Annotated in this window: 14 protein-coding genes and 1 pseudogene; 9 read left to right on the forward strand and 6 right to left on the reverse strand. The window is 65.1% G+C overall.

Going from position 1 to position 17,837, the window contains the following annotated elements; genetic code table 11:
- Positions 1–449, reverse strand: a 449-nt coding sequence (locus tag ACFWX1_RS37650; RefSeq protein WP_378394603.1) for a hypothetical protein, incomplete at its 3' end; no start/stop codon positions are given.
- Between the two features lie 1,182 nt (positions 450–1,631).
- Between ACFWX1_RS37650 and ACFWX1_RS37655 the strand changes: the two genes are divergently transcribed.
- Positions 1,632–1,874: a hypothetical protein gene (locus tag ACFWX1_RS37655; RefSeq protein ID WP_378394604.1), complete on the forward strand. Its 243-nt coding sequence runs from the start codon at positions 1,632–1,634 to the stop codon at positions 1,872–1,874.
- 149 nt (positions 1,875–2,023) lie between these two features.
- On the opposite strand, the gene ACFWX1_RS37660 is transcribed toward ACFWX1_RS37655, so the two are convergent.
- A complete protein-coding gene (locus tag ACFWX1_RS37660; RefSeq protein WP_378394605.1) occupies positions 2,024–2,668 on the reverse strand; it encodes a hypothetical protein in 645 nt (214 codons plus the stop codon).
- A gap of 92 nt (positions 2,669–2,760) precedes the next feature.
- Here ACFWX1_RS37660 and ACFWX1_RS37665 point away from each other — a divergent pair, with 92 nt between their 5' ends.
- Entirely contained in the window at positions 2,761–3,894 is a 1,134-nt protein-coding gene (locus tag ACFWX1_RS37665; protein ID WP_378394606.1) for an IS701 family transposase, read from the forward strand.
- An 11-nt stretch (positions 3,895–3,905) separates the two neighbouring features.
- Here ACFWX1_RS37665 and ACFWX1_RS37670 read toward each other — a convergent pair whose 3' ends face one another.
- The gene (locus ACFWX1_RS37670) at positions 3,906–5,882 is read right to left on the reverse strand and encodes a tetratricopeptide repeat protein (RefSeq protein WP_378394607.1); all 1,977 of its coding nucleotides are present in this window, start codon (positions 5,880–5,882) and stop codon (positions 3,906–3,908) included.
- Between the two features lie 253 nt (positions 5,883–6,135).
- Positions 6,136–7,434: a hypothetical protein gene (locus tag ACFWX1_RS37675; protein ID WP_378394608.1), complete on the reverse strand. Its 1,299-nt coding sequence runs from the start codon at positions 7,432–7,434 to the stop codon at positions 6,136–6,138.
- 524 nt (positions 7,435–7,958) lie between these two features.
- Between ACFWX1_RS37675 and ACFWX1_RS37680 the strand changes: the two genes are divergently transcribed.
- Positions 7,959–8,504 (forward strand): hypothetical protein, encoded by a 546-nt coding sequence (locus ACFWX1_RS37680; RefSeq protein WP_378394609.1) that lies wholly within the window; start codon positions 7,959–7,961, stop codon positions 8,502–8,504.
- A gap of 88 nt (positions 8,505–8,592) precedes the next feature.
- Here ACFWX1_RS37680 and ACFWX1_RS37685 read toward each other — a convergent pair.
- Positions 8,593–9,270 (reverse strand): annotated as a pseudogene (locus ACFWX1_RS37685) (sulfite exporter TauE/SafE family protein); the annotation flags it as partial.
- Between the two features lie 216 nt (positions 9,271–9,486).
- Here ACFWX1_RS37685 and ACFWX1_RS37690 point away from each other — a divergent pair.
- The 3 genes from ACFWX1_RS37690 to ACFWX1_RS37700 all read left to right on the forward strand — a co-directional run bounded on the left by ACFWX1_RS37690 (position 9,487) and on the right by ACFWX1_RS37700 (position 13,534).
- A complete protein-coding gene (locus ACFWX1_RS37690; RefSeq protein ID WP_378394610.1) occupies positions 9,487–9,663 on the forward strand; it encodes a hypothetical protein in 177 nt (58 codons plus the stop codon).
- Between the two features lie 9 nt (positions 9,664–9,672).
- Positions 9,673–9,957 (forward strand): phosphatase PAP2 family protein, encoded by a 285-nt coding sequence (locus tag ACFWX1_RS37695; RefSeq protein ID WP_378394611.1) that lies wholly within the window; start codon positions 9,673–9,675, stop codon positions 9,955–9,957.
- Between the two features lie 757 nt (positions 9,958–10,714).
- Entirely contained in the window at positions 10,715–13,534 is a 2,820-nt protein-coding gene (locus ACFWX1_RS37700; RefSeq protein ID WP_378394612.1) for an NACHT domain-containing protein, read from the forward strand.
- A 62-nt stretch (positions 13,535–13,596) separates the two neighbouring features.
- On the opposite strand, the gene ACFWX1_RS37705 is transcribed toward ACFWX1_RS37700, so the two are convergent.
- The gene (locus tag ACFWX1_RS37705) at positions 13,597–13,746 is read right to left on the reverse strand and encodes a hypothetical protein (protein WP_378394613.1); all 150 of its coding nucleotides are present in this window, start codon (positions 13,744–13,746) and stop codon (positions 13,597–13,599) included.
- 191 nt (positions 13,747–13,937) lie between these two features.
- Between ACFWX1_RS37705 and ACFWX1_RS37710 the strand changes: the two genes are divergently transcribed.
- From ACFWX1_RS37710 to ACFWX1_RS37720, 3 genes are read left to right on the forward strand one after another with little or no spacing between them, the layout of a single operon-like run.
- The gene (locus ACFWX1_RS37710) at positions 13,938–15,923 is read left to right on the forward strand and encodes an ATP-dependent endonuclease (RefSeq protein ID WP_378394614.1); all 1,986 of its coding nucleotides are present in this window, start codon (positions 13,938–13,940) and stop codon (positions 15,921–15,923) included.
- The gene (locus ACFWX1_RS37715) at positions 15,910–16,422 is read left to right on the forward strand and encodes a UvrD-helicase domain-containing protein (protein WP_378394615.1); all 513 of its coding nucleotides are present in this window, start codon (positions 15,910–15,912) and stop codon (positions 16,420–16,422) included. The genes ACFWX1_RS37710 and ACFWX1_RS37715 overlap by 14 nt, the downstream gene beginning before the upstream one ends.
- Positions 16,423–16,463: 41 nt before the next feature.
- A complete protein-coding gene (locus tag ACFWX1_RS37720; protein ID WP_378394616.1) occupies positions 16,464–17,780 on the forward strand; it encodes a 3'-5' exonuclease in 1,317 nt (438 codons plus the stop codon).
- Positions 17,781–17,837 lie beyond the last annotated feature (57 nt).

Raw genomic sequence — 17,837 nt, forward strand, 5'->3', positions numbered from 1 at the left:
GTGACGGTGCCGGTGCCGGTGTACTGCTGCACTCCGTCGACGACGGTGACTTCGGCTTCGTTGAAGGCGATGCGCGAGGTCTGGCCGTTGTTCCAGTTGACGCGGTAGCCGTCGGGTCCGGCGCTGACATCGGCGCAGGACGCGCCGCGGACGGAGAAGGAGCCGGAAATGTAGCCGCTGTTGATGGTGGGGTCACTGGAGACACAGGACGTGTAGGAGTCGGTCTCGGTGAGGGTGACGGTCTGCGGGGTGTAGGTCAAGCCGGGGCTGAAGGTCAGGTGGCTGGTGCCGGTGCAGCTGAGGGTGCCGGTGGCGGCGTGCGCGGCCTGGGCGGGGAACACGACGCTGGCCGCGGTGGTCGCCGCGAGCAGGATCGCGGCCGGGCCGGCGGCCCGGCGGCCGCGCCGGGCTCGGCGCGGGAGGAGCGGAGCGGTGTGCTGGGTGGTCATCGGGGTTCCTTTCACTTCGGAGGAGGAGCGGACGACCCGGAGATCCGGGTGGGCCGTTGCCGACCGTCGGCGTGGGCTGAGGTAGTGGGTGGTGCTCATGTCAGGGCCTCCGTGATGTGCTGTCCCCGTCTTTCTTCGTGGCGGGGGATGGTGCTGGCCCGTCCCTGCGGAGAGCGGCGGGTGATTCGTTAGTTGTTCCTTTCTGCCGAATTGTTACCGCGGTCAAATATTTGCCGGGCAGCCTGGTTTCAAGGGGGCGCTGTCCATTCTGGCCGGCCGGGCACGAGGTATATGGAAATTGTCGTTACAGTGTGTGCGTCGACGGCAGGTGTTGTGCCGGTTACGTCGTTGGCTGATCGTTTACCTAAACGCAACCGTGGGGAGACCGGCTTACGTTGCTCCGGCTCGGCGACCTGTTCGGCAGGTTGGCTTGCTGTCGAGGTTGGCGGGAAAATGCCCCGGGGTTGACCTGTCGTGGTGTTGACGTAGGAGTCGGGACAGCCGGTGCCGGGATTCGCCTGGATCACACGTCGCCGGTCTCGGTATCGGGCCAGTCTGCGGTCGGCCACCGACACACTCGGTCACAGGGAGCACTGCGACGCGGTCGGGACACATCGACATTCATTGCACCATTGATGGCCATGTGCGGTCGGAACCCGTGAACAAGCGCGGCCGATAAACGCGGAGACTTCAGCTGGCGATCCCTGAAGGTGCCACTGTCGGGGCTCCCTTTTATCTGGGCGGTACCGTGTTCTTGTCGAGCTGTAACGTAAGATGTACTTGAGGTTCATAGAATGCGGGCCGGTCGGCCTGCGTGGCAGGGTGCCGTGACGTGGCGCGGCAACCCGGCGTCGGCGTTGCCTGGTCGGGCCGGGCGGAGTTCGTCGGAGGGCTGCTGGTCGTCTCGGGCGTGGGTTTTGTTCGCAACGCACCTCATCGAGCACACGTTCGACATCACGGCTCTCGTGTCGTACGTTTCTGTCGTACAGAGCGCCGAGGGCACGAGCCCCGGCGTGTAGGAGACGACAAATAGGGCTGTCTGTTTGCGACAACAGCAGCTGACAGAAGCGCACGCCTCAGCAGGACGCGGCGGGTGGCGTACGACAGGTACAGGTGGCGGTCACACTGGGAATCCCAGATCGGGCGATCGAGGATACGAGGTGTAACGGCCACGCTGGAGCCATGGACTCTGACTTGACCGCCGAAGCGATCGCCGCGCGCTGGGCCGACGTCACCGGCCTGGAGATGACGTACGCCGTGCTACGCGACCAGTTCGGGACCGAGCCGGCGACCCGCGCCTTGATCGGCATCCTGAAGACAAAGGGAGCAACGTGGACGGCGGAACGGCTCGCCGCCGCAGTAGCTGCGCTCGACGACGTCCGCCGGGACGGCGCGCTTCCACCACCGACTGACGTTGCTCGGTAGAAGCTGAGCATGCGGACCGCCGCTGATCGGTGTTCTCCTGCCTCTCGCGCTGGCGGATCAGGCGGTAGCGGGATTCTTTCTCGATCAGCGCGCTTACGCGGCTTCCGAGGCCACCCCTCCTACGGATAGGACTTCGTTGTCCGGCACCGTCAGTCGAGGTGTCGGGAGTCGAACGAGAGCCGAACTAGTCTGCCTTCGACGAATACCGTGATGGAGGACAGCAGCTTTTCTTTGAGTACGCGAGCGTTCGCGGCCGTGTCTCCGTTCCGCAGGAGCCAGTTCGCCATCTGGTCGGGCAGGGTGAAGTGCAGCCGGAAGCCGGGATGACCGTTGAGTGGTTCGATGACCCAGTTTCCCGTGTATGTTCCGTGTCGCTCGGGTCGCCGGATCATGACTTCGATCTCCGCTCCGTGCTCGCTGACGTAGCCAGCCAACGCGTCGGGATCTTCAGGACGCAGCACCAGGACAAATGGCGACGCGGGGAAACCGAGAAGAACGTTCCCGGAGAGGTGCTCGGCGAGTGCGTTGGCGATACCGGCCAGCGGAGCCGCTGGCAGGAGATTGCCGGCGCCCTCGGCGGTGGCCGGGTTGAACCGTGCGGCATCCGGTGCACGATCGTTCCCCGCCGGACCGTGTGAGCCGTCCCGTGCGTCTGTCTGCTGTGGACTGGGCCAGGTTCCCAGCGCCAGCCGCAGCGCCGTGCGGACCTGCCCCAGCGGAAACCTCTTCAGCCCGGTCTCGACCGCGAGGTTGTGCACCTGTTCAGCGGCCCGGGTAACCGGGTTCAGCAGCACGGTGCGGAAGCTCGCGTGTGAGAGGTCGATCAGGGAGATCTGGTGGGCTAGTACTGCAACGGCACTTGGGTGGCATGTGATAGATCATCCTGGTGGTGGTCGATGTGGTGATGGGTCAGCTGGACCGGGTGCATGAGCGGATCGCGGGCAGGTTCACGCGGTCGGAGCCGCGGGCGCGGGCTCGGGATTACGTCTCTGGGCTGGTCGCGGGCCTGGAACGGAAGAACGGCCGGACGCTGGCCGAGCAGGCCGGCGAGGTGTCGCCGGATGGCATGCAGCGATTGCTGCGCTGGGCGGACTGGGACATCGACGGCGTCCGCGACGATGTGCGGGACTACGTGGTCGAGCACCTCGGCGAGCCGGGTGGTGTGCTGATTGTGGACGACACCGGGTTTCTGAAGAAGGGCACGATGTCGGCGGGAGTGCAGCGGCAGTATTCCGGGACGGCGGGTCGGATCGAGAACTGTCAGATCGGGACGTTCCTGGCGTATGCCTCGCCTCGTGGGCATGCGCTGATCGATCGGGAGCTGTATCTGCCCGAGCCGTGGATCGCCGAGCGGGAGCGTTGCCGCCGGGCGGGGATTCCTGATGAGATCGAGTTCGAGACGAAGCCGCGGCAGGCGATGGGCATGCTGGCACGGGCGTTCGAAGCGGGTGTGCCGTTCGCGTGGATCACCGCTGATGAGGCCTACGGACAGGTCAAATATCTTCGGGTGTGGCTGGAGGAACACGACGCCGCGTACGTGCTGGCCACCAAGGTCAACGACACCCTGATCACCACTGAGGGCACCGAGCAACGGGCCGACGAACTGATCGCGGCATTACCAGCGCAGGCGTGGCGGCGGCTGTCGGTCGGCGCCGGTGCGCACGGACCGCGCGAGTACGACTGGGCACGGGTGCCGATCCGGATCGGCTGGCGGGCCGGGCGCGGGCACTGGCTGCTCGCGCGACGCTCGATCACCGACCCAACCGAGATCGCCTACTACGTCTGCTATGGACCCCGCCGCTCGACACTGCTGGACCTCGCCTGGATTGCCGGTACCCGGTGGCGGATCGAGGAATGCTTCCAGCAGGCCAAAAACGAAGCCGGACTTGACCACTACCAGGTCCGCTCCTGGCGAGCCTGGTACGCCCACATCACCCTCGCGATGCTCGCCCATGCCTGGCTCGCCGCGTCCCGATCCCTGGCTGCAAAAGGGGAATCGGTGTCGACGAGCCGGGCATGATCGGTTTCACGCTACCGGAGATCCGGCGCCTGCTCGCCAAACTCGTCCTGCGTGTCACCGACGCCGCCGACCACGTCTGGTCCTGGTCGTACTTCCGGCGCCGACGACAACACCAAGCCCGCCTCAGCCACTACAAACGACACGGCTACCCACTCACCTAACTGCCGTTGCAGTACTAAGGCGTTGCGCGTGACAAGGGTCTCGATGTCCTCGTCGCCCCGGAAAGCTTGCTCGATCGTTAGTACTCGGCGGTAGGCGGCTTCCGCCTCATCGAGGCGGCCGAGGGTTTGCAGGTTGTTGGCCAGGTTGTGTTCGACGGCGAGGGTTTTCGGTGCGTCCGGCCCCAGGATGTCGGCGCGACATGCCATTGCGGCTCGGTTCAATTCGACGGCTTCGTCGTCGAGACCTGCCCGTTGGCAAAAGAAGGCGGCCAGGTGGCACGCCCGTGCAGCGCCAAGGCGTACGCGGCGCGGCTCGTTCTTGTCCTCGGCGACCGATCGCGCGAGCACACAGTGTGGGATCAACGTCCGCCAGAGCGGCCATGTAGCTGGCTGGGTCACGTCAAGACTCTCGATTGACCGCAAGAGTGCGTACAGGGCGATCTCGATAAGATCGCTGGGGCGGGCACCATGGTGGACGTGATGCCGATTGGCGTCACGGACGACCGGATGCATGCCGACGGTCGGCACGGTGGCGAACTCGCCTTCGCCATGGTGATTCTGTTGCACCAAGCCGAGTTCGTCCAGAGCAACCAGCAGGGTTCGCAGCAGCGAGGCTGTCAGGTCCGGCAAGAGCGGTGAGCGTGCGAGGACGTCGGCGTCAAGCAGGGCATGAGGCACAGGAGCTGGACCGAGGCTGGAGAGCATACGCAACAAGGGTCGGGCGAGACGGTGCCCTCGCTCATCGAGCAGATCCAGCGATAGCTCCCATGTGCGCGATAGCAGTTCGCGCTCGTCCGGCGGCTCGGTCGACCAGGACAAGTCGGTGACATCAGCGAACCGCTGTTCCCACGCCGCGAGGTAGGCGCTGAAGGTCGTTGCCGGGTTCAGCCCGGGAAGCGACGGCGCGCTTCGTGCCGAGGCCAGGTACGAGCCGGCCAGCCACAACGCCAGCGGCAGCCCACCCAGGCGGGCGGCGAGAGTGATCGCTTCTGCCGTGGAACCCGCGTCCGGCGCACGGTCAAGAAGGACTTGAGCGCCCTCGTCAGCCGACAGCGCATCAACCCGGAACAATCGAGCACTGCCCCAGACCTCCGCGCTGGCCGCCCGGCTGGTGACGAGGACCGTTCCCATGCCGCGGGGCGGGGTGCGCAGCCAGCCACGCTGCTGGCTGACCCGACCGTCACCCGGGGCTAACAGCCGAGGATCATCGGCGTTGTCGAGCACCAGCAGCCACTTACGTCTCGCTGCACCTAACGCCTCCCGCAGGAGGTCAGGCGCCGACTCCATGCCGGACGACCACGCGTTGTGCACACGTTCGCGATCCGCGCTGGCCCGAATCGCGACAGTACGCAGGCCCGCGATCAGAGTTTCCCCGCTGCTCGCGTCAACCCACCAAACATCCACCTCGTCCGCGACGGCACACGCCACCTCGGCGGCCACCGTCGTCTTGCCGTATCCGCCCGCAGCATGCAAGACCACCACAGCGGCCTCCTCGCTGCGCACCACTCCCGCCACAGCCTCGATGACGCCATCCCGACCCCGTGTCCGGTGACCGACCCGGCGATCGGGAATAGCCAGAGAGCGCAGCACCGGACCGGCCTCACGAGGCTGCTCGTGGTGATTGACAATCACGGGACCAGCAAGCACGGCTGAACCGCTGATGTGGCCTGCCTGCAGTACCGGACCGAACAGCTCCCCCGTCACCGTATTCTGGGTCCCCGCCGCAGCAGACGTATCGCTCGTCGGCCGTGCTGTGCCGTCATGCTGCACCAACAGGCGACGAATCCACCGGCGCACCCCCTTCACGTCGTCCTGATCAGTGGCCACGTCCAACCATCCCCTCGGGCAAGGTCCTTACTTGCCGACCTTCACCGTAAGCATTCGAGCACGCCAAGTCATCATCACGCGCCAGGACACCGTGTTGTCGCACTTCCCGCGAAAAGCCGGAAACGAGCGCACCAGGGTGACAGCCTCGAACACGACTCCCAGCTACAGCGTGAAGAAGACAGCGGCCTTCGACGCCCTGCCCTCGGCGTGCGATGTCGCCGAATCGGTGCGTGGCACGAGTTGATCGTGCTTCTCAGACTTCGAGAGATGCCAGCAAATCCGCGAAGAAGGTGCGCAACATGGTCGGGGCGTCGGCCTGTCCCAACTCGAACCCGCCGAATCGATAGACCTCGTACCCGCGCAGCCGGAGTCGCCGGTCCTCAGCGACCATCTTCGAGTACAGCCGCGGAGATGCACGGTCACCTTCAGCGTAGTGCTGCTTGCCGTCGACCTCGATCACGATGCGTTCCCCGTTCGGGGCGAGCAGCAGGAAGTCCATGCGTTCCCGAGCGAGCACACCTGTGCGCCCACCGCGCTGCTTCCACGTCGACGGGTCGTAGTGAAGGTAAACCTGTGGTAGAAGAGCGGGCACGGACGAACCCTGTTCGGCCCCGTAGAGCTCGCAGTAAACCCGGAACAGCGCACGCTCGACCGCGTTGTCACCCAGCGATGCGGCGAGCCGACCATACAGGTCCAGCGCAACCTCCCGTTCCGTTGCGCCGTCGAGGTTCTTCGTTGCACGCCACCAGTCACACAGCTGCGCCCAGGTCAACCCGGACGTGTCCAGTGGGCGGTCGTAGAACAGGCAGTAATCAGCGTTCCTGGTGACTTCGATGACGTTGTCGATCGCGTCCCGCAACACGATGTCCGGCTTCGGCCCTGTGGACGCGAAGATCAGATTCCGGGGTTGGCCGTCCACCCCGCGCAGGCGTGAGCGGCCGCCACGCTCGTTATCGAGGTCGTCGAGCCGGGTAAAGACCGGGTTGAAAACCTCGCTCAGATACCCGCGGCGAGCGCCCCATCCACCAGGCCCGCTCATCCCGTGGGCACTCCAGAACCCATGAAACCCTTTGAAGTCCCTGAACGGCAGATCGAACGGCACACCGAGACGCTTGAGAACCGCGCGCAGCGTCCGCAGAACCGCCGCGATCTCGTCATCGTCGAGCGTCTGCGCGCGGTCAGTGCCGAACGACTCCAGTTCGCGGTACGCGAGGCGGCCTAGATCGACCGCCGCATCGATGTCGCTCGGCTCCGACTGCGGCTCACGCCGAACAAGGTCCAGCCGACCGAGATGCAGGATGTCCCTGAACCGGGAGCTGACCCACGGATCGCCGTTCACGTCCCACGCCGGATTCTCTTCCTGCACAAGGAACCAACTCGATCTCACCCAAGCCAAACTAACCGACTCGTCGAGGAAGGACACCGGCGACCGGCTGTCCTCGCCGAGCTGGCTGCCGTCCACGAGAAATGCGGCCACAGCCCCGAGGCTCTCCGTCGCATCGTTCCCAAAGCCGCACTCGCCGACCTGGTGACGATGGCTGGTCTTCTCCACACCAGCGACACGCTCACCTTCCGGTGCGGCGAGTTCCCCCACTGGGAGACACGCAACGCCCGCCCGCTCGGCCCTGGAGGTACTCAGCGCGCGAAGCAAGCCAGAACCAGCCTCCGCCCAGCCAATCGATAGGAACGGACCGGAGCTCCAGCGCCAGCGAGCCCAACGATCAGCCCCCGCGACGACGCAGGCACCAGCAGGTTCGAACAGCTGACCAAGCACCCGACTCTGGCGGGACAACCACGAACTGACCAAGCACCTTGACCTCGCCATGGTGGTCATCCAGCGGATCACCCTGGAAACCATCGGCTGCGCCGTTACCTCAAGGCCACCACCCGCGTCGTCCGGATCCACCCCGGCTGAGCGATTGCGGTTGGCGGCGATTCCGGTCGGGTTGTGCGTTTTGCCACCTCACTGATTGAGCCGTAGGTAAATTCTTCACGGCTTTCTGGGGTATCGGGTGGCGCGTTCCTGAAGGCTGGCGGACGCTGTCGGCACCTGGTTCTAGGGGAAGGGGAGCTTCGATGTCTCGTCTCGCTCGTGTCGCCGTGTCCGCCGTGATGGTGGCTGGTTCACTGTGCCTGGTGGTGCCCGCCGCACACGCCGGTACGGCGGTTCACTCGCCGCATTCGGTCGCGGCGCGGTGCTCGCAGTCGCACCTGCCGTTGCCGGATCCGGTGTGCACGCCAGGGGCAACCAACCCGGACGTGACCCAGTCGACGATCGGGTCGACTATCTGCCAGTCCGGCTGGACGAAAACGATTCGGCCCCCGGTGTCCTACACCAACAAGCTCAAGCAGCAGGGCATCGCCGACTACGGCTACACCGACACCAATCCCGCTGACTACGAGGAGGACCATTTTCTCCCGTTGGAACTCGGCGGTGCTCCGCGGGATCCGAGGAACCTCTGGCCCGAACCCCACGCCGGTAACCAGAACTCCGCAGACAAGGACTCGGTGGAGAACGCGGTGAAAAAGGCCATGTGCGCGCAGAAGGTGACCCTCTCCGCAGCGCAGCACGCCATGCTCACCAACTGGACCACCGCGAAGTCCGTCCTCGGCATCGGCTGACCGGCTGGCGTCTCGGGGCCGCACCCGCAGCCCCGAGATTCCGCGTCGGACTGGCGTCCTCGGTCGCGGCGCCCGCGGCCGGAGGTGGCTAGAGGCCGAGGAGGAAGAGGGTACGCGCGGCGAGGAGGCCGAGTTCGACGAGCAGGACGAAGACGTGGTCGCTGATCCGGTCGACGATCTTCTTGCCGGCCCAGGCGCCGAGCAGGGTGGCCGGGGTGAACGCGGCGCCGTAGAGCCAGACCATGCTGGTGAGCAGGTCTCCGACACCGTAGGTGGCGATCTTGGTCAGGTGTATGGTCAGCGCGCTGGCGGCCTCGGTACCGATGTAGGCCGCGCGGGTCAGGCCGACGACGAGGAAGAACGGCGCGGTCAGCGGCCCGACCGAGCCCAGCAGCGCCGACCCGAGCCCGGACGCGGCCCCGACCGCGGTGAAGGCCGGTTCACTGGGCGGGCGTGGTGTCCACCGCACTCGCCGCCAGAGCACGAGACCGATCAGAAACGCCCCAAGGATCTGCTTGAGCGGGGCGAGCGGCGCGTGGGCGAGAAGGAGCCCGCCGACGACGGCGCAGGGCACCACGCCGAGGGCGTACCAGCCGATCAGCGGCCAGCGCAGCTCGCTGCGGTTGAGCCAGACCCGCGAGGCGTTGCTGGACAACTGGGTCAGCGTCAGCATCGGCACCGCGGCCCGCAGTCCGAACAGGACGGTGAATACCGGTAGCAACAGCACTCCACCGCCGAACCCGGCGACCGCCGAGAGCAGGGCGAGCGTGAACGCGGCGGTTCATCCGCCCGCTACTCGTGCCGTCCGTCCGGACGGCTTGCTCGTGCGCATCGGCGTCGCCGCCGGCGGGCTGGTGGCCGTCGCGGTGTTCGGCGTGGTGGCCGACCAGGTCCTTGATCGGCAGACCGCGTTGGTCGACGCCGGGGTGCTGACCGAGGCGGTCGAGCACCGCGCCGGGCCGCTGACCGGGTTCTCGAGGCCGTGTCGACCGCCGCCGAGACCCCGCTCGCCGTCCTGGCCGCCGCGCTCGCGCTGGGACTGGCTTGGCGGGGCCACACCTGGGCACCGCTGGTGCTGACCGCGGTGACCGGGCTCGACGCGGTCGCGCTGGCCACGGTGGTGAAGAACCTCACCGGCCGCGCCCGGCCCGACTCGTAGTGGCAGTTGTTGCCCGAGACCGGGTTCTCCTTCCCGTCGCGGCACACCACGGTCGCGACCGCGCTGCTGTTGATCGCGGCTTACCTGCTGGCTCGCCACACCCGCACGCTCGTGGCGGTGCTGGCGTGGTGGCCCGGCGCCTGCGGGCTGGCGGTGCTGGTCGCCGCCAGCCGGGTCTACCTCGGCGTGCACTGGGCCACCGACGTCCTCGCCGTCGCGGCGCTCGGCGCCGTCTGGGCCCTGACCATGATCACCGCGCACCTGGGGCTGCGGCGCCGGTCTCTCGCCCGGTAGACGTGGTCGTCGGAGGCACAGAGCCTCTCACACGAGAGGGGGCCTGCCGCGGTCGGCGGCAGGCCCCCTCTCCGATGTGGCTCGGGTGCGGATTAGAAGTCCTTGGCGTTGGCGAACATGACGATCGCGACGAGGATCAGGACGATCCCGAGCGCGATCCACCAGGTGCCCCAGCCGATGCCGATTCGGCCCCGACATGGAGCAGTATCTGGACTTCGGCCGCGGTCCCCGGCCACCCGACCCGGACCCGCCCGACCACGAGCCTGCCGCCGTCGCCGCGTGATCTGGGGTTTCTCGAGGCGTCTCGGTGTCGGCCGAGGAGGAGCCACCCGCGAGCGGGTGATTACCCGTCAGGTGTCTGGTTCCGCAGAAGCTGGGTGGCCTGGTGCTGGAGCCGCGTGGCTCTGCTCCGGGTGGCCTGGGCCTGTTCCCGTGTCCCCGGAGGACAGCACCGAGCCAGCGAGTGTCTAACTCGTTCGTGTGACAGGTGGGCCCAGGTGAGTGCCTGGTCGGCAGCGACAGCAGGTACGCGGATGACACCGGGAACGCCGACTCGTCAGCCTATAACCCGGGGAATTACTTAGAGTGACGATAGCTGCACGATGCTGGATGAGCAGCACTGAGCGCTGCATCAGAGCGAGGTCGTCCTCCGCGCTGCGAGATTCGCAGCCGAGCGCGAGGCCAAGTCCTCAGACGAGTCGGGTTTTCCGTCGAACGGTCCGATCGGCCTGTGGAGCCGTAGGGCAAGATGTGTGATGTGGACTACGACCTGCAACGCCTCGGCACCCGGGAGTTCGAGCACCTGACGCAGTCGATCGCGATCAAGGTGTTCGGCTCTGCTGTCAAGGTCTTCGGCGACGGCCCCGACGGTGGACGCGAGGCTACCTTCCGTGGAGCCGTCGACTACCCGCAACCGGGTACTGCAGGTAAATGGAATGGATACGGGGTCATCCAGGCAAAGTTCCGCAGCCGTCCCACCACCACGAGCCAAGACAGCAACTGGTTCATCGGGCAGATTCGCGCCGAGCTTGAACTTTGGAAGGACAAGAAGTCTCAGCGAGTTAAGAAAGGCGAACTCCCAGACTATCTGCTGTTTACCACCAATGTCTACCTTAGTAGCATCCCCGAAGCTGGCGGCATAGACAAGGCCGACGCTGTGATCGCCGAGTACGCCAACGAGATCGGCCTCAAAGGATGGGACGTTTGGTCTGGCGACCAGCTCAACCGGTACCTGGGCATCTTTGCCAACATCCGCCGCAACTACATGGGCTTCATTACTCCAGGTGACGTTCTAGCCCAGATTGTCGACCTTCTTGGGGGAAACGCCGCGGACCTGAACGAATCGCTCGCGCTGCATGCAGCAAAAGATCTGGGAGCTTCGCGTTGGGTTCGCCTCAACCAGGCAGGGAGCCCCACAAATGATCGTCTGACGCTGTCAGATATTGGTGTCGACCTCCCCGCTGTCCATAACAGGCGCCAAAAGGTTCCTCGAATGATCGAGCACATCATCGATCATGGTGACCAAGTACTTCGACCCAGCAGCAGCACCGGCGGAAAACACCTCGTGATAGTTGCAGGCCCCGGGCAAGGCAAAACGACGTTGACTCAGCTGCTGTGTCAGACCTACCGAGTAGCGCTGCTCGCTGACCGTCCTACGCACACGCTCGGACCTGCTGGAACGGTATTCGCCAGCACCAAAGAACGTCTTGCCGCACTTGAGATCCAACTGCCGAAGTGTCGTCGATGGCCAATCACAATCGGGCTGAGTGAGTTTGGTGACGCCGTCGCTGAGAAGCCGGATCTCGACCTGCTGCGCTTCGTCGCACAGCAGTTCAACAAACGAGCTGGCACAGATGTCACTCCGTGGCAACTGAAGTCATGGCTGCGGGAGTGGCCCTGGCTCCTCGTCCTCGATGGCCTAGACGAGGTGGCGCACCCAACTGTCCGCGACGACGTGGATCAGCGCATCCAGGAGTTCTTGACCGAAGCCGCCTCCGTAGATGCCGACCTGCTCGTGGTCGCGACTACGCGGCCACAGGGTTATAACGACGAGTTCAGCCCGGAATTCTTTGACCACTACGTCCTCCGCCACCTCACGTCACAGGAGGCAATGAGGTATGGCCATGAGCTTGCTCATGTCCGTCATCACGACGATCCAGACCACGAGTCCGTGATAGTCCAGCGCGTTGATCAGGCCGCCAGCGACGAGAACACCGCATACCTGATGCGGACGCCGCTGCAGATCACGATCATGACGCTATTACTAGAGCAACGCGCGGGTGTACCACCAACCAGATTCCGCCTGTTCGACTCCTACTACGACACCATCTACCGACGAGAGATCGCTAAACCCGGCGTCGACGCAGACCTGCTTAACGAGCACAAAAATGACATCGATGCCCTCCACGAGAAGGTTGCACTCCTACTTCAGGCCAACGCCGAACGTAGCGGAGATGCCGAAGCCGCCCTCCCCGTGACGGAGCTAGAGGAACTCGCTGTCCGCCGTATGCAGGATGAAGGCGCAGCAGCGGAGCAAGCAAAAAAGCTCGCCAGTCGCATCGTTGACGCTGCCACGCGCCGTCTGGTGCTTCTCGCACCGGTGATTCGCGACCACGTCGGCTATGACGTCCGGAGCTTGCAAGAGTTCATGGCCGCGCGCGCTATCACTACAGGTCCCGATAGCGAGGTGGCCCAACGCCTGGAATTACTCGCGCCAGCAAATCACTGGAGAAATACCTGGCTACTGGCCGTTGGGCGCGTGTTCGCCGACCGCGAGCACCTTCGACAGGATGTAGTCGGAATCCTGGACTCAATCGACCTCAATTCCGAACTGTCACGCCTCGTTACACCTGGAGCTCTCCTAGCCGTCGATCTGCTGGAGGATGGCGTCGCGCGCAGAACACCCAGGTTCCAGAGGCAGATTGCAAAACGTGCCCTCGCCGCCTTGAATTATCCGCCGTCGTCCATACATGGGTTCCTCGCGGAACAGCTAATACCCACTTTTGAGGATTCCGAGCTACTCGGGATGGTAAGACTGGAACTTGAGCGAGCGGTCAACAGCACCGACTGGCGGCTTGCTTCCAGTATCGTCTTGCTCTCCCGTTGGCAACAAACCTCCAACAACATGACCGCATGGGCGAGAACGCAGCTTCGCGCAGCCGAAGAAAAGTTGACCGCAAGCATCGATGGCGCGGCCGCAGCGGCGATCAAGCTTCTCACCGCAGGTGCTGAATGGACGATAAGCGCTGACCCGGAGCGACTCTTTGAACTCCTCGGCCAGGAAATCAAAGCGGCCGAAGATAACACCGAGCACGCGATACTTAGCTTTGAATTTGGTAGCAGGTTGGCGAACATCAGCCAATCTGCTACCAAAGACGGATGGCTGGTAAGCACCATCCGAGGCGTTTTACAAGACTCCACGTCACCGCATCAGGATGCACTAGACCTAGCGCGCCTAAGTGAAAAACTGATGATTCGCGACTGGCCGGTGGCTGCTCTTTTGCGAGACGTGGCCAGGCAGTGGCTTTCACAGCAGCCAGTTGCAATTGCAGTGGCAGACCTCCTCGAAGGCACGTAGCCGACAACCTGATGGATATGCCAACACGGTCTGCAGCAATCACACGGTTGTGGCGCCCGCGACTAGCCGGTCAGGAAGGCCAGTGTGCTCGCCGCGAGACGAGCCTCGAATCGGCCACCGCAGCCGACCGCGGTGGCGAGCCGGAACCGCTGCGCCGCGAGCAACGACAGCAGCCACCACGCCGCCGCGTCGGCATCGACGTCCGCGTGCAACTCACCCGGATCCTGGCTTCGAACGATCGCGGTGCGGTGACAAATACGACCGTTGTGTAGCACTTGAGGATTCTGGTGCGACGTCCCAGCCAGGGCGGTAAGTCAAGTCTAGGGCGAGATGTCGGCCGTCCATGGGGCGTGCTGTGATGCTTCTCCGGAACGGAGCAGCACGCAGGGTGGAAAGAGGACGCATGGGCCTGCACATTTCGCGGATCGAGGTATGCAACTTCCGCAACTTTCGGCACCTTGTCATCGACGACTTCCCCACCCAGGCGGTGATTGTCGGTGAGAACGGGGTCGGCAAGTCGAACCTGCTCGAGGCGATCCGTCTCGTGCTCGACCCCTCGTTGCCCGACTCGCGGCGCATGCTGCGCGAGGAGGACATCTGGGAGGGGCACCCGGCCGGCCTAGCCGGTGGGGCTGAAGTGACCGTAATCGTGGACCTACAAGGCTACGACGCCGATGACGATGCCAAGAGCGCCCTGTCCAGCGCCACCGTGAACTTCGCCCCCTACACCGCACGGCTGACCTACCGTTTCGCTCCCCTCGCGGAGATCGAGACCACTGGCCTGCAGCCGGCCGGACGGCCGCTGACCGCACAGGACTACGACTTCATCGCCTTCGCAGGTACCAGCGAGGCCAACGACGTACGTACCATTCGGCGCGATGTAGCCCTGCGTGTCTTGCCAGCCTTGCGGGACGCCGAGAGCGACCTGCGGAATTGGCGGCGCAGCCCCTTGCGGGACCTTCTCGAACGACTGCCCCTGGACACGGCCAACCTGGAGGCCACCGCGACGGCGATCGCCGTCGCCGTCGATCAGCTCACCAAGGATGGAAACATCACCAAGCTGGAGGAGCACCTGACGGACCGGTTAGGGGCGATGTTCGGCCCGCGCCGACCGGTGCAGCCGACCCTGGGCTTCGCCTCCTCCAAGCCCGACGAACTGATCCGTGCGGTCCGCCTGTTCTTCGATACCGCCCGGCGCAGGGACATCTCTGACACCAGCCTGGGCAGCGCCAACGTCATCTACCTCGGCCTGCTGCTGGAAGCCCTCAGCCAGCAGCGTTTGGCCGAGCAGTTCGTCGCCACCCTGGTGGCCGTTGAAGAACCCGAAGCGCACCTTCACGTCAGCCTCCAACGGCACCTCTTCGGTTACCTGCTGCGCACCGGACAATCCCTCATCCTCACCACCCACAGCCCTCACATTGCCGCGGTCACGCCGGTCCGCTCCTTCATCGTGCTGCGCGCCACCGAGAACGGCACCACCGGAGCCAGCACCGCTGCCCTCCCCATCAGCGGCGACGAGGCGACCGACCTGGAGCGCTACATCGACGTCAGTCGTGCTGAGGTCCTGTTCGCCTCCGCGGTCATCCTGGTCGAAGGCCTGGCCGAGCTGTACATCCTGCCCGCCCTGGCTACCGCCGCAGGATTCGACCTCGACGCCTACGGAGTCGTTGTCGCCAGCGTGCACGGAACCGACTTCAAGCCCTACCGTGCCCTTCTCGGACCGAAGGGCCTCGACACTCCGCACGTGATCGTCACGGACGGCGACGCCGCCCCCGACAAGCGCGGCCTGCGAGAAGCAGGTCTCAAGCGAGGCGCGAACCTCCATCCCGACGATGCTGACACTGCTGCCCTCTTGGACCAGATCGGAAAACTGCCCGAGCACGACGCTGCGGACTACCAAACTCGCCGCGCTTCCCTGGTCGCTGGCCTCGAACGCATCGGCGTCTACGTCGGCGCTCAGACCTTGGAGACCGATCTGTGCCCTCTGTTCGGCGACGAGATCATCGAAGCATTCCAGGAGCTGAGCAGCACCACCGCCGCGATCGACGAGGTCCGGCACGGCGTCACCGCCGAACAGAACGGAACGCTCGACCCCGATGCCCGCAAGGACATGCTCAAGCGCATCTCCGAGTTGGGCAAAGGACGTTTCGCGCAGCGGCTCGCGGGCCACATCGACCGGGTCGACCTGCCCGCCCGCATCCGCACCACGGCCGGGGTCACCGACGACCGCACCCCGGTGGACACCTCGGTCTTGCGCCGGCTGGGTAACGCCACATACTTCTTGCTCGCCCTGGATGACATCTCCCGCAAGGTCCGCGGAACTGCCCTGTTCGCCGCTGACACGGACACGCTCGACGGCAGCCAGCAGGTCATCGATGCAGATCAGTGACACCCTCTTGCGGGAACTCAACGACCTGCACGTCAAGCAGCGCACCGCCGTCATCCACCCCGGCGACGTCGTTGTGCGGGCCGGGCCCGGCAGCGGCAAAACCCGAACCCTGGTCGCCCGCATCGCATACCTGCTACAGACACAGATCTCCGCCTTCCGCGGCGTCGCCTGCATCACCTACACCAACGCCGCGGCCGACGAGATCCGCCGCCGCGTCCTCCACAGCGGCGTACGCGCCGAAGGACGGATCACCTGCTCCACCGTCCACGCCTTCTGCCTGAATGAGATCCTGCGCGCCTTCGCCCCTCTCACCCGCCAAGCAGCACCCCAAGCAGGACAAGTCCTCAGCAAAACGTCCACCGAAGTGCTCTTGCAGGACTGCTTTGACCAAGTGGGCATCGCCGAGATGTCCGCCCAATACCACACAGCCGAGAGCACCCGGATTCGCCGTGCCCTTGCCTGCGACGAGCGCTGGACGGTTTCGACCCACGAGAAGTAGAGGCGGCTCGCCTTTACGAGGAACAGCTCGTCGCCCGAGAAGTGATCGACTTCGAGGCCATGGTGACGCGAGCCGTACGCGTCGTTCGCGAGCACGAACCCGTCCGAGACCTCCTGCACGCGCGCTTTCCCCACCTCATCGTGGACGAGTACCAAGACCTCGGCGGAGTCCTGCATGACCTCGTCGTCACCCTGCACGACCTGGCGCGCATCACCGTCTTCGCCGTCGGGGATACCGATCAGTCCGTCTACGGCTTCAGCGGAGCCGACGCCAAGTACCTGACAGCCCTGGCCGCCCGGGACGACTTCTGCGACCTGGAACTTGACGTCAACTACCGCAGTGGTCAGAACATCATCACCGCCGCCGAAGCCGCTCTCGGAACTCCCCACGGACGCCGTGCACGCGATGACGCACCCAGCGGAGATGTCCTCCTCGAAACGGTGACAGGTGGGCTCGACGAGCACGCACGCGCGGCCTGCGAGGTCATCCAGCAGGCACTGCACCGGCAGGTCAGCCCCGAGCGGATCGCCATCTTCTACCCCCTGCGCGGCCCCTTGCTCAACGCCCTCCACAGCGAACTGACCCGGCGCCAGCTGAACTTCCTGCACGAACGCGATGACAAACTCCCCGCCGGCAGTCTCTCCCGCTTCATCCAGCGCTGTGCCAGCCGCGCCGTCACGAACTACCAGATCCACACCGCACCCGACACCGAACGCCCCGACATGCTGCGCCGGGCAGAAGCACCATCACTCGCCGCACTAGCCCGCGCCCTCACAACACTGCGCACCGAAGCCCAACTCCCCCCGCCCACATCACGGCTTTTCTTGCCACGGGTTCTGCAGACCTGCCTCGACCCCCAACCGCCCTACCCAGCCGACGCACCCGCCGACCAGTGGCTGCAGCAGCTGCGCACCGACCTTGCCCTCGACGCAGTAGCCGCATCGCACCCCGACCAGGACAACACCACCAGCCTCGACAACCTCGCCCACCAGTGCCGGTCCAAGAACCTCATGCTGCAAGACCTCGCCCAGGGCGAACAGGTAATCGGCAAGGTCCTCCTCACCACCTACCACTCAGCCAAAGGCCGGGAGTTCGACACGGTCATCCTGCCCGGGTTGCTGAACGGCATCATCCCGCGCAACGTGAATGACCGAGGCCAGTGGCGCAGCCCCAACGCGAAGGAACTCGCGGAACAACGACGCGCCTTCTACGTAGCCCTGACCCGCGCCGAGACGACACTGCACCTGATCACCGGCCCCGGATACCACACGAAGAACGGTTACTGGCGGGCTGAAGGCATCTCAGACTTCGTGACAGAGATGCTCCAGCGCCTACCTCCGACGGCACATCCGACCTGAGCACACCCACAGTTCACCGTCCCAATCGGACCCGCGGTGGTACTTCCTGGGATTGGC

The sequence above is a fragment of the Amycolatopsis sp. NPDC059021 genome (genome assembly GCF_042739895.1).
Taxonomy (GTDB): domain Bacteria; phylum Actinomycetota; class Actinomycetes; order Mycobacteriales; family Pseudonocardiaceae; genus Amycolatopsis.